This is a genomic window from Pseudomonas maumuensis, from assembly GCF_019139675.1.
Lineage (GTDB): Bacteria > Pseudomonadota > Gammaproteobacteria > Pseudomonadales > Pseudomonadaceae > Aquipseudomonas > Aquipseudomonas maumuensis.
In genome coordinates this window covers 4767089-4779288 of the sequence record NZ_CP077077.1, presented here as the reverse complement: position 1 = coordinate 4779288, position 12200 = coordinate 4767089, and the positions used below count along the sequence as shown (strand labels likewise).

12 protein-coding genes are annotated in these 12200 nt (G+C 63.7%); 9 read left to right on the top strand and 3 right to left on the bottom strand.

Annotation, left to right across the window (positions count from 1 at the left end; translation table 11 throughout):
* Window positions 1-272 precede the first annotated feature (272 nt).
* From KSS90_RS21365 to moaE, 4 genes are all read left to right on the top strand, one after another.
* A complete protein-coding gene (locus KSS90_RS21365; RefSeq protein WP_217867166.1) occupies window positions 273-1667 on the top strand; it encodes a PhoH family protein in 1395 nt (464 codons plus the stop codon).
* Window positions 1668-1790: 123 nt separating this feature from the next.
* Window positions 1791-2261 (top strand): cyclic pyranopterin monophosphate synthase MoaC, encoded by a 471-nt coding sequence (moaC, locus tag KSS90_RS21360; protein ID WP_046857035.1) that lies wholly within the window; start codon window positions 1791-1793, stop codon window positions 2259-2261.
* Window positions 2261-2506, top strand: a complete 246-nt coding sequence (gene moaD, locus KSS90_RS21355; protein WP_023629385.1) for a molybdopterin converting factor subunit 1 — start codon at window positions 2261-2263, stop codon at window positions 2504-2506. The genes moaC and moaD overlap by 1 nt, the downstream gene beginning before the upstream one ends.
* 2 nt (window positions 2507-2508) lie before the next feature.
* Window positions 2509-2955, top strand: coding sequence for a molybdopterin synthase catalytic subunit MoaE (moaE, locus tag KSS90_RS21350; protein WP_139668757.1), 447 nt, complete (start codon window positions 2509-2511; stop codon window positions 2953-2955).
* Between the two features lie 124 nt (window positions 2956-3079).
* On the opposite strand, the gene rhlB is transcribed toward moaE, so the two are convergent.
* On the bottom strand, window positions 3080-4546 hold the full coding sequence (gene rhlB, locus KSS90_RS21345) for an ATP-dependent RNA helicase RhlB (protein WP_217867165.1): 1467 nt from the start codon (window positions 4544-4546) through the stop codon (window positions 3080-3082).
* Window positions 4547-4638: 92 nt separating this feature from the next.
* Window positions 4639-5295 (bottom strand): alpha/beta hydrolase, encoded by a 657-nt coding sequence (locus KSS90_RS21340; RefSeq protein ID WP_217867164.1) that lies wholly within the window; start codon window positions 5293-5295, stop codon window positions 4639-4641.
* A gap of 335 nt (window positions 5296-5630) precedes the next feature.
* On the opposite strand from KSS90_RS21340, the gene KSS90_RS21335 reads away from it, so the two are divergent.
* The 4 genes from KSS90_RS21335 (at window position 5631) to KSS90_RS21320 (ending at window position 9787) form a co-directional block, all read left to right on the top strand.
* Window positions 5631-6659: an amino acid ABC transporter substrate-binding protein gene (locus KSS90_RS21335; RefSeq protein ID WP_023629381.1), complete on the top strand. Its 1029-nt coding sequence runs from the start codon at window positions 5631-5633 to the stop codon at window positions 6657-6659.
* A 66-nt stretch (window positions 6660-6725) separates the two neighbouring features.
* Window positions 6726-7904 (top strand): amino acid ABC transporter permease, encoded by a 1179-nt coding sequence (locus KSS90_RS21330; protein ID WP_217867163.1) that lies wholly within the window; start codon window positions 6726-6728, stop codon window positions 7902-7904.
* A 10-nt stretch (window positions 7905-7914) separates the two neighbouring features.
* The gene (locus KSS90_RS21325) at window positions 7915-9012 is read left to right on the top strand and encodes an amino acid ABC transporter permease (protein ID WP_023629379.1); all 1098 of its coding nucleotides are present in this window, start codon (window positions 7915-7917) and stop codon (window positions 9010-9012) included.
* 10 nt (window positions 9013-9022) lie between these two features.
* Window positions 9023-9787: an amino acid ABC transporter ATP-binding protein gene (locus KSS90_RS21320; RefSeq protein ID WP_050703824.1), complete on the top strand. Its 765-nt coding sequence runs from the start codon at window positions 9023-9025 to the stop codon at window positions 9785-9787.
* Window positions 9788-9957: 170 nt separating this feature from the next.
* Here the strand turns inward: KSS90_RS21320 and algW are convergent, their stop codons facing one another.
* Window positions 9958-11118, bottom strand: a complete 1161-nt coding sequence (algW, locus tag KSS90_RS21315) for a Do family serine endopeptidase AlgW (RefSeq protein WP_217867162.1) — start codon at window positions 11116-11118, stop codon at window positions 9958-9960.
* Between the two features lie 206 nt (window positions 11119-11324).
* On the opposite strand from algW, the gene KSS90_RS21310 reads away from it, so the two are divergent.
* Complete coding sequence (locus tag KSS90_RS21310; protein ID WP_217867161.1) at window positions 11325-12083, top strand: Nif3-like dinuclear metal center hexameric protein; 759 nt, start codon at window positions 11325-11327, stop codon at window positions 12081-12083.
* Window positions 12084-12200: the final 117 nt, after the last annotated feature.

Here is a 12200-nt window from a genome sequence, read left to right as displayed (position 1 = left end):
TCTTTGACTGTAGTCCTGCTCCAGGCCCACGCCAAGCCCTGTTCGTCAATCCGAAAAATAAACTTCACCTGAGCGTAAAAAGACTTTTTTCGGTCATGGTTTTTGCGGTATCAAGGAACCAGACAGCCGAACCCTGCAGCACAGGTGGCGTCATCCACGCCCTCCTTGCCAGGTGAGCTTCCCGCCCGTAACGACGCGGATACGGGGAGAACGGCAGTCACTCTGCGGCGCAGCCGTTCGCGCCGTGTGGCTTTCACATAAGGTGAACGAGTATGGATGACCAAGGACGCACCGCTTCCTCCAACCAGCCAATCCTGTATGTGCTCGATACCAACGTCCTGATTCACGACCCCAACGCCCTGCTCAACTTCGAGGAGCACCACGTCGCCATACCGATGACGGTGCTGGAGGAACTCGACAAGCTCAAGACCGGTAAACAGACGATCGCCGCCGAATGTCGCCAGGCCATCCGCCTGATCGACCAGACCCTCGGCGACGCCTCGCCCAGCGATGTCGAGCAGGGCGTGCCGATCCAGCGCGGCAAGAGCGGGCCCAAGGGCTTCCTGTCCATCCTCATGAGCACGCGCAACGAGCCCAACCGCCTGCTCCCCGAGAACCTCGCCGACAACATCATCATCAACCAGCTGCTGGACCTGCGCGCCAAGCGCAAGGACCTCGACGTGGTGCTGGTGACCAAGGACATCAACATGCGCCTCAAGGCGCGTGCCTGCGGCATCGCCGCCGAGGACTACAGCACCGACCAGTTGGTCGACGATGTGTCCTTGCTGTCCAAGGGCTACCACTCGGTCACGGGCTCATTCTGGGACCGTGTGAGCAAGGTCGATACTCGCCAGGAGCGTGGCCGTACCTGGCATCGGGTGCAATTGATCGATAACCTGCCGGCGGTACATGTCAACGAGTTCATCATCGACGAACAGGGCTTCGTCGGCTGGATCAAGGGCATCCGCAATGACGAGCTGCTACTGCTCGACCTGCACCAGGAACCGCTGCTGCACCAGGAGGCCTGGGGGCTCAAGCCACGTGATATCCACCAGAGCCTGGCGCTGTTCGCCTTGCTCGACCCGGATATCCACCTGGTCAACCTGACCGGCGCGGCGGGCTCGGGCAAGACCATCCTGGCGCTGGCCGCGGCCATCGAGCAGACCATGGTCAGCAAGCGCTACCGGCGCATCATCGCCACCCGCAGCGTGCAGGGGCTGGACCAGGAGATCGGCTTCCTGCCGGGCACCGAGGCGGAGAAAATGGAGCCTTGGCTGGGCGCCATCACCGACAACCTCGAAGCCTTGCACATGGATGACGAGAGCACCCACGGCAGTGTCGAGTACATCCTCGAGCGAGTGCCGCTGCAGTTCAAGTCGCTGAACTACATCCGTGGGCGCAGCTTCCAGCAGAGCCTGATCCTCATCGACGAGTGCCAGAACCTCACGCCGCACCAGATCAAGACCATCATCACCCGTGCCGGGACCGGCTCGAAGGTGGTTTGCCTGGGCAACCTGGCACAGATCGACACCCCCTACCTGTCGGCCACCAGCTCCGGGCTGACCTACCTCACCGAGCGCTTCAAGGACTTCCCCCACGGCGTTCATATCACCCTGCAGGGCGTGCCACGCTCGGTACTGGCCGAGTACGCCGAATCGCACCTGTAACCTGTCGCCAGCAAGCCCGTTCCCACCGTGGGAGCGGGCTTGCCCCGCGATGCGCTGTTCTGCCCTCTGCTCAAAGCTGACCGGCAGGTTTACACTCTGTTATCCCTTCCCAGGAGCAGAGCAGTGCTGACTCATCTTGATTCCCAGGGGCGCGCCAACATGGTCGACGTCACTGAAAAGGCCGTGACCGCCCGCGAGGCGATTGCCGAGGCACGGGTGCGCATGTTGCCGGACACCCTGCGCATGATCGTCGATGGCCAACACCCCAAGGGTGACGTGTTCGCCGTGGCGCGCATCGCCGGCATCCAGGCGGCGAAGAAGACCAGCGACCTGATCCCGCTGTGCCATCCGCTGATGCTCACCGGCGTCAAGGTCGAGCTGGCCGCCGAGGGCGAGGACGTGGTGCATATCGTCGCGCGCTGCAAGCTGGCCGGGCAGACCGGCGTTGAAATGGAGGCGCTCACCGCCGCCAGCGTCGCCGCGCTGACGATCTACGACATGTGCAAGGCAGTGGACAAAGGCATGGTCATCGAGCAGGTGCGCCTGCTGGAGAAGACCGGTGGCAAGAGCGGGCACTACAAGGTGGAGGGGTGATGAAGGTCAAGGTCATGTATTTCGCCCGCTACCGTGAGTTGTTGGGCATCGACGCCGAGCGCCTGGAAGGCGACTTCAAGGTGCTGGACGACGTGCGCCAGGCCTTGGCGGGCAAGGGTGGGCACTACGCGGTGCTGGCCGAGCAGAACCTGATGTGTGCCCGCAACGAAGAGCTGTGCCGGCTCGATGAGCCATTGGAAGAGGGTGACGAGATCGCGTTCTTCCCACCCGTGACCGGAGGTTGACCATGGCCGTGCGCGTTCAGGAGGCGGCCTTCGACCCGGGCGCCGAAGTCAACGCCATGCACGCCGCCAATGTCGGCGTGGGCGCGGTGGTCGGCTTTGTCGGCTATGTGCGTGACTTCAACGATGGCCGGGAGGTGGCGGGGATGTTCCTCGAGCACTATCCGGGCATGACCGAGAAGGCCCTGGCCAAGATCGTGGTCGAGGCCGAAGGGCGCTGGCCGCTGCTCAAGGTCGAGGTACTGCACCGCATCGGCGCCCTGGAACCGGGCGAGCCGATCGTCTTTGTCGGCGTGGCCAGCGCGCATCGGCAGGCAGCGTTCGATGCCTGCAACTTCATCATGGACTACCTGAAGACCCGGGCGCCGTTCTGGAAGAAGGAGAATACCCAGGAAGGGCCGCGCTGGGTGGAAGGCAAGCAGAGCGACCAGGATGCGGCGGGCCGCTGGTGATGCTCTATTCGCTGGCCGGGGCGGCGCCCCGGATCGCCGGCAAGCCGGCTCCCACAGGAGCGCGTATCTCTGTGGGAGCCGGCTTGCCGGCGATAGGGCAGCGTAGCGGCCCCGATCCTGCCATTCAGTGATGCTTGCGCGGCACGGGCTTCAATAGCTCGTCCGGCGGCATCTCGCACTTGATCTTGCGCCCCAGCAACTCTTCGATCGCCGGCAACTGGTACGAATCGTCCTCACCGGCAAAGCTGATCGACACGCCGCTGGTACCGGCGCGGCCGGTGCGGCCGATGCGATGCACGTAGTCGTCCGGATCTTCCGGCAGGGTGAAGTTGATCACATGGCTGATGCCGTCGATATGGATGCCACGGCCGGCCACGTCGGTGGCCACCAGCACGGTGATACGCCCTTCACGGAAGCTTTCCAGGGTGCGGATCCGCTTGTGCTGCGGCACGTCGCCCGACAGTTGGGCGGCGTTGATGCCGTCACGCACCAGCTTTTCCTCGATACGCCGAACCTCGTCCTTGCGGTTGGCGAACACCATCACCCGTTCCCACTTGTTCTGCGTGACCAGGTTGTACAGCAGCTTGTACTTGTCGCTGCCGGCCACGGCATAGACGTGCTGTTCGACGGTTTCGCTGGCGACGTTTTCCGGCTCGATCTCGACGATGGCCGGGTTGGTGGTCCACTGCTTGGCCAGGTTCATCACATCGTCGGTGAAGGTGGCGGAGAACAGCAAGGTCTGGCGCTCGCTCTTGGGCGGGGTCTGGCGGATGATCTGGCGGACCTGGGGGATGAAGCCCATGTCGAGCATGCGGTCGGCCTCGTCCAGCACCATCACCTCGACCATGTCCAGGTGCACCTCGCCGCGCTGGTTGAAGTCCAGCAGGCGGCCCGGGGTGGCCACCAGGATGTCGCAATGGCGTGCTTCCAGTGACTTGAGCTGCTTGTCGAAGTCCATGCCGCCGACAAAGCTCATCACATTCAGGCCGGTGTACTTGGTCAGGGCCTGGGCATCCTTGGCTATCTGCACCACCAGCTCGCGGGTCGGGGCGATGATCAGCGCCCGCGGCTCGCCCATGTAGCGCTCTTTGGGCGGTGGGGTCTGCTGCAGCTGCGAGATGATCGAGATCAGGAACGCGGCGGTCTTGCCGGTGCCGGTCTGGGCCCGGCCGATGGCGTCCTGGCCGCGCAGGGTGTAGCCCAGGACCTGGGCCTGGATCGGCGTGCAATAGGGGAAGCCGAGGTCGTGGATGGCATGCATCAGCTCGTTGGAGAGCTTGAAGTCGTGGAAGCGGGTCTTGCCTTCCTGCGGCTCGACCACGAAGTCCTCGGGCTTCCACAGGCTGGCCTGGGGTTTGGGCTTGCGTTCGCGGCGCGGTTTGTCCTTGGGCGCTTGCTCGGCACGTGGTTGGCCTGCTGGCTGCGGCTCGGACTGGGCCTTGGAGGCGGCCTTGGGCTTGGCGGACTGGCGCGCCGGGGCCTTGGCGGCAACCGGTTGCGCGGCTGGCGCGGGCGGGGTCGCGGCGACGGGCTCGGCGGCCTGTGGCGCGGCGTCTCCCTTGGCGAAAATTTTCTTGAGTGCCTTGAGCACGGTCGTCTCGTCAACTGGTTAAGGAATGTACGCCGGGCAGTGTAATGCAAGAATCGGGCGCGGCGTAGTGCAATGCAGGGTGGGCTACAGAATCACTGCAACTGACGGCTCAGCCAATCGTGGATGTCGTTCAGCTCCGCCACCGCCACTTCGTGCTCCATCAGGTACTCATGCCATTGGGCGGCCACGCCCCAGGTATTGAGGTACTCGAACGCCGTGCGGCCCATCGCGGGGATCACCACCGGGTCATGCACGCCGTGCAGGCATAGTGCCGGTGTGCGCTGCTGGCAGGCGCTCAGTTGCTGGCCATCGGTGAAAGTTGGCGCGTAGGTCGAGAGCGCGATCACCCCGCCCAACGCCTCCTGCCACTTTATATAGGCGGTGTGCAGCACCACGGCGCCGCCTTGGGAGAAGCCGGCGAGGAAGATGCGTGACAAGTTGATGCCCTTGGCCTGTTCCGCCTTGATCAGGGCAATGATCTGATCAGCCGATTGCTCCAGCTGCGTTTCGTCGATGGCCCGCGCCGGGGTCATGGCCTTGATGTCGTACCAGCTGGGCATTTCGTAGCCGCCGTTGATGGTCACGGGGCGGGTGGGGGCCTGGGGCATGATGAAGCGAGCGCTCAGCAGGCGCTCCTGAAGAAATTCCGCCACAGGTAGGAAGTCGTAACGGTCGGCCCCCAGACCGTGCAACCAGATCACACAGGCGTCGGCGGTTTTCTGAGGTTCGAGAATCAGCGGGTTGGTCATGACTGCTCCGAAAGAGTGCTTGCGTACTGATGTAGTGCGTAAAAAGAAGGCATTGGCGGTTAATGCCAGAAAAAGATGTCGCAACTCTACAACTTTTACTACTTGACTACCGCTTAATCGCTTAAGCCTTCGACTGTGGTACGCCCTTTGCTATGTCCTTGCCATGCGAAGAGGTGGGCCGGTCCCGGTAACACCCCTCGTGTGGATCGAAGGCTGTCATAGAACAGCCCATTGCGCCAATTGACCCAAAAACAAGCCAACAAGGGGTCGGATGCGCCTCATAAGGGTGCGGTGCAATTCCGGCTCATACAACAAGAGCGATTTGGAGGTTGTTGATGAAGATGTTGAAAACCACCCTGGCAGTCCTGACCGCCGCCGCCGCGCTGGGCGCCACCAGCTTCGCCCAGGCCGGCGCCACCCTCGACGCGGTGAAGAAGAAGGGCTTCGTCCAGTGTGGCGTGAGCGATGGTCTTCCCGGCTTCTCGGTGCCTGACGCACAGGGCAAGATCGTCGGCATCGACGCCGATGTGTGCCGCGCCGTGGCCGCCGCCGTGTTCGGCGATGCGACCAAGGTCAAGTTCAGCCAGCTCAACGCCAAGGAGCGCTTCACCGCGCTGCAGTCCGGCGAGGTCGACGTGCTGTCGCGCAACACCACCTGGACCAGCTCGCGCGATGCCGGCATGGGCCTGGTGTTCGCCGGCGTCACCTACTACGACGGCGTCGGTTTCCTCGCCAACAAGAAGCTCGGTGTCTCCAGCGCCAAGGAGCTCGACGGCGCCACCATCTGCATCCAGGCCGGTACCACCACCGAACTGAACGTCTCCGACTACTTCCGTGCCAATGGCTTGAAGTACACCCCGATCACCTTCGACACCTCCGACGAGAGCGCCAAGTCGCTGGAGTCCGGCCGTTGCGACGTGCTGACCTCGGACAAGTCGCAGCTGTTCGCCCAGCGCTCCAAGCTGGCCGCGCCGACCGAGTACGTGGTGCTGCCGGAAACCATCTCCAAGGAGCCCCTGGGCCCTGTCGTGCGCAAGGGCGACGAGGAATGGTTCAGCATCGTCAAGTGGACCCTGTTCGCCATGCTCAACGCGGAAGAAGCAGGGGTCACTTCGAAGAACGTCGAGGCCGAGGCCAAGTCCACCAAGAACCCTGACGTCGCCCGCCTGCTGGGCGCCGATGGCGAGTACGGCAAGGACCTCAAGCTGCCCAAGGACTGGGTAGTGCAGATCGTCAAGCAAGTCGGCAACTATGGCGAAGTGTTCGAGAAGAACCTGGGCCAGAGCACCGACCTGAAGATCGACCGTGGCATGAATGCCCTGTGGAACAACGGCGGCATCCAGTACGCGCCACCTGTGCGCTGATGGCTGCACCCGCGGCGGCATCCTGCCGCCGCGGGTCGTTCGAATCCCTTCTTTTCGGGGCACTTCATGCAAAATCAAATCGGCGCACGGAAAGGGTTTTCCCTTAGCGATCCACGTGTGCGCGCGTGGCTGTTCCAGATCCTCACCGTGGTGTTCGTGGTGGGCCTGGGCTGGTACCTGTTCCACAACACCCAGACCAACCTGCAGCACCGGGGCATTACCTCTGGTTTCGACTTCCTCGAGCGCAGCGCTGGCTTCGGCATCGCCCAGCACCTGATCCCCTACGTGGAATCGGACAGCTACGCCCGGGTGTTCGTCATCGGTCTGCTCAATACCCTGCTGGTGACCTTCATCGGCATCATCCTGGCAACCTTGCTGGGCTTCATCATCGGCGTGGCGCGGCTGTCGCCGAACTGGATGATCAACAAGCTGGCGACGGTGTACGTGGAGACCTTCCGCAACATTCCACCGCTGCTGCAGATCCTGTTCTGGTACTTCGCCGTGTTCCTGACCCTGCCGGGGCCACGGGGCAGCATCAATATCGACGACACCTTCTTCATCAGCAACCGTGGCCTGAACATGCCCGGCGCCTCGATGGCCGAGGGCTTCTGGCCGTTCGTGATCGCGCTGGTACTGGCGATCGTCGCCATCGTGTTGATGGTGCGCCTGGCCAACAAGCGTTTCGATGAAACCGGCCAGCCATTCCACAAGTTCTGGGTGGGCCTGCTGCTGCTGATCGGCATCCCCGGCGTGTGCGCGTTGCTGTTCGGCAGCCCGGTGCATTGGGAAGTGCCGCAGCTCAAGGGCTTCAACTTCGTTGGTGGCTGGGTGCTGATCCCCGAGCTGCTGGCGCTGACCCTGGCGCTGACCATCTACACCGCGGCGTTCATCGCCGAGATCGTGCGTTCGGGCATCCGTTCGGTCAGCCACGGCCAGACCGAGGCGGCCCGCTCGCTGGGCCTGCGCGAAGGCCCGACGCTGCGCAAGGTGATCATTCCCCAGGCCTTGCGGGTGATCATCCCGCCGCTGACCAGCCAGTACCTGAACCTGGCGAAGAACTCGTCGCTGGCCGCCGGTATCGGCTACCCGGAGATGGTTTCGCTGTTCGCCGGTACCGTGCTCAACCAGACCGGCCAGGCCATCGAGGTGATCGCCATCACCATGAGCGTCTATCTCGCCATCAGCATCAGCATTTCGCTGTTGATGAACTGGTACAACAAGCGCATTGCGCTGATCGAACGGTGAGGGTACTTCCGTGACAGCCCATGTTTTCAAACCCGACATGCCGCCACCGGTGAAGACCGTTGGCGTGCTCGCCTGGATGCGGGCCAACCTGTTTTCCAGCTGGCTCAACACCCTGCTGACATTGTTCGCGCTGTACCTGGTGTGGCTGATCGTGCCGCCGCTGGTGCAGTGGGCGTTCATCGACGCCAACTGGGTCGGCACCACCCGCGCCGACTGCACCAAGGAGGGCGCCTGCTGGGTGTTCATCCAGCAGCGCTTCGGCCAGTTCATGTACGGCTACTACCCGACGGAACTGCGCTGGCGCGTCGACCTGACGGTGTGGCTCGCCGTGCTCGGCGCTGCCCCGCTGTTCATCAAGCGCTTCCCACGCAAGGCCGTGTACGGCCTGGGCTTCCTGGTGCTGTACCCGATCCTGGCCTACATCCTGCTGCACGGTGGCACGCTGGGCCTGGACACAGTGCCCACCAGCCAATGGGGCGGCCTGATGCTGACCCTGGTGATCGCCACGGTCGGCATTGTCGGCGCCTTGCCACTGGGCATCCTGCTGGCGTTGGGGCGGCGCTCGAACATGCCGGCGGTGAAGGTGGTCTGCGTGACCTTCATCGAGTTCTGGCGCGGCGTGCCGCTGATCACCGTGCTGTTCATGTCCTCGGTGATGCTGCCGTTGTTCCTACCCGAAGGCATGAGCTTCGACAAGCTGCTGCGGGCGATGATCGGCGTGATCCTGTTCCAGTCGGCGTACATCGCCGAGGTGGTGCGCGGCGGCCTGCAGGCCATCCCCAAGGGCCAGTACGAAGCCGCCGCAGCCATGGGCCTGGGCTACTGGCGGGCGATGGGCCTGGTGATCCTGCCCCAGGCGCTCAAGCTGGTGATCCCCGGCATCGTCAACACCTTCATCGCCCTGTTCAAGGACACGAGCCTGGTGATCATCATCGGCCTGTTCGACCTGCTCAACAGCGTCAAGCAGGCCGCTGCCGACCCTGCCTGGCTGGGCATGGCGACCGAGGGCTATGTGTTCGCCGCCCTGGTGTTCTGGATTTTCTGTTTCGGTATGTCCCGCTACTCCATGCATCTGGAGCGCAAGCTGGACACTGGCCACAAGCGTTAGGAGTTTCGAAATGAGTGAAGCGATCAAGCAGCCTGCCGGCCCCGAAGGCATCATCCAGATGCAGGGCGTGAACAAGTGGTACGGCCAGTTCCATGTGCTCAAGGACATCAACCTGAATGTGCGCCAGGGCGAGCGCATCGTGCTGTGCGGGCCTTCGGGCTCGGGCAAGTCGACCACCATCCGCTGCCTCAACCGGCTGGAAGAGCATCAACAGGGGCGTATCGTCGTCGACGGCGTCGAGCTGACCAACGACCTCAAGCAGATCGAGGCGATCCGCCGCGAGGTGGGCATGGTGTTCCAGCACTTCAACCTGTTCCCGCACCTGACCATCCTCGAGAACTGCACCCTGGCGCCCATGTGGGTGCGCAAGCTGCCGCGGCGCAAGGCCGAGGAAATCGCCATGCACTTCCTCGAGCGCGTGCGCATTCCGGAGCAGGCGCACAAGTACCCAGGGCAGTTGTCCGGCGGTCAGCAGCAGCGGGTGGCGATTGCCCGGGCGCTGTGCATGAAACCGAAGATCATGCTGTTCGACGAACCGACTTCGGCGCTGGACCCGGAGATGGTCAAAGAGGTGCTGGATACCATGGTCAGCCTGGCCGAAGATGGCATGACCATGCTCTGCGTGACCCACGAGATGGGCTTTGCCCGCACCGTGGCGAACCGGGTGATCTTCATGGACAAGGGGGAGATCGTCGAGCAGGCGGCGCCGGATGATTTCTTCGACCGACCGCGCAGTGACCGGACCAAGCTGTTCCTGAGCCAGATCCTGCATTGATGTACCAGGGGCCGCTTCGCGGCCCTTTCGCCGCGGTTCGTCGCCACGACAAGCCGGCTCCCACTCCGACCGCGCTGCCCTCGAGTCAAGCGCCGTTCCTGTGGGAGCTGGCTTGCCAGCGATGAGGCCCTTGCAAACGACACAGGGCAGTTGCTCCCACTCCTGTAGCCTTACTTCTCTTCTTTTGCGGTCACCGGCGCTGGTGGTGGCCGCAACCCCACCTCGGCCACCAGCTTGAGCTGCTGACCATTGCGCACCACCTCGATGGTGATCTTCTCGTTGGGCTTGATCCGCGCCACCTGGTTCATCGACTTGCGCCCGTCGCCGGCCGGTTCGCCATTGATGCTCAGGATCACGTCGCCCAGCTGCAACCCGGCGCGCGCCGCCGGGCCATCGCGGAAGATCCCCGCCACGACGATACCGGGGCGGCCCTGCATGCCGAACGAGTCGGCCAATTCCTGGCTCAACGGCTGCACTTCGATGCCCAGCCAGCCACGAATCACCTGGCCATGCTCGACGATCGACTTCATCACCTCCAGCGCCAGCTTGACCGGGATGGCGAAGCCAATGCCCTGGGAGCCGCCGGACTTCGAGAAGATCGCGGTGTTGATACCCACCAGGTTGCCGTTGGCATCCACCAGCGCACCGCCGGAGTTGCCCGGGTTGATCGCAGCGTCGGTCTGGATGAAGTCTTCGTAGTTGTTCAGGCCCAGCTGGTTGCGGCCGGTGGCGCTGATGATGCCCATGGTCACGGTCTGGCCGACACCGAAGGGGTTGCCGATGGCCAGGGTCACGTCACCGATATGGATGCTGTCGGAGCGGCCGATGGTGATCGCCGGCAGGCTCTTGAGGTCGATCTTCAGTACCGCCAGGTCGGTTTCCGGATCGCTGCCGATCACCCGCGCGAGTGTTTCGCGGCCATCCTTGAGGGCCACGACGATCTGGTCGGCGCCGCTGGTGACGTGGTTGTTGGTCAGCAGGTAGCCTTCCGGGCTCATGATTACCGCCGAGCCCAGGCTCGACTCCCAACGCCGCTGCTTGGGCAGGTTGTCGCCGAAGAAGCGGCGGAACTGTGGATCCTCGAACAGCGGGTGGGCGCTCTTGTTCACCACCTTGGTGGTGTAGAGGTTGACCACCGCGGGCGCGGCCAGGGTCACGGCATCGGCGTAGGAGACCGGGCCCTGCATGAGCTTGGTGGTTTGTGGGGCTTGTTGCAGGTTGACGTCCTGGCTGGGCAGGCCAACCCATTCGGGGAAGCGCTGGATGACCAGCATGGCGATCAGCACACCGGTGAGCAGGGGCCAGCCGAAGTAACGCAGAGCCTTGAGCATGAATCGATCCTGGGAGTAGGGCGGGGGCCGTGTCAATGTGGCCCGGGGCGCGAGCGGGCGCGATCATACACCTGAAGAAACCGAACGGCGATGGCTGGACACCCCGAGCGCTCGCCAGCGGTTTCCCCCGCGCCGGCGACGGCCCATAATGGCGGCCATTATAGGGCCTGACGCCCGCCGCAACGCCGAATTCGAGGAGATTTTTCATGGCCGTAGCCCTCAATACCCTGGTCGAGGAAGCCGAGCGCTACCTGGCCAGCGCGAGGATCCAGGATTACTGCCCCAATGGCCTGCAGGTCGAGGGCCGCCCCCAGGTCAGCCGCATCGTCAGCGGCGTGACCGCCAGCCAGGCGCTGCTGGACGCCGCAGTCGAGGCCGAGGCTGATCTGGTACTGGTCCATCACGGCTACTTCTGGAAGGGCGAAAACCCCTGCGTCACCGGCATCAAGCAGCGGCGCTTGAAAACTTTGCTCAAGCACGACATCAGCCTGCTGGCCTTCCACCTGCCGCTGGACGTGCATCCGGAGGTGGGCAACAACGTGCAGTTGGCGCGCCAGCTGGATATCACCGTCGAAGGCCCCTTGGACCCGGACAATCCCAAGGTGGTCGGCCTGGTCGGTTCGCTGGCCGAACCGGTATCGGCGCGGGATTTCGCCCGCCGTGTACAGGAGGCGCTGGGGCGTGAGCCGCTGCTCATCGAGGGTGAGCAGATGATCCGCCGGGTCGGTTGGTGCACCGGGGGCGGGCAGGGCTACATCGACACCGCCATCGCCGCGGGGGTCGACCTGTTCATCAGTGGCGAGGCGTCGGAGCAGACCTTCCACAGTGCCCGCGAGAACGGCGTCAGCTTCATCGCTGCCGGCCACCACGCCACCGAGCGCTATGGCGTGCAGGCCTTGGGTGATTACCTGGCGCGGCGGTTTGCGCTGGAGCATTTGTTCATCGATTGCCCCAACCCGATCTAGCGTTAATGGCCAATCGCCGGCAAGCCGGCTCCCACAGGGATAGCGCCATTCTCAGGGGCAGCGCTGTCATTGTGGGAGCCGGCTTGCCGGCGATTGGGCCGTGAAGATGCCCCAAAC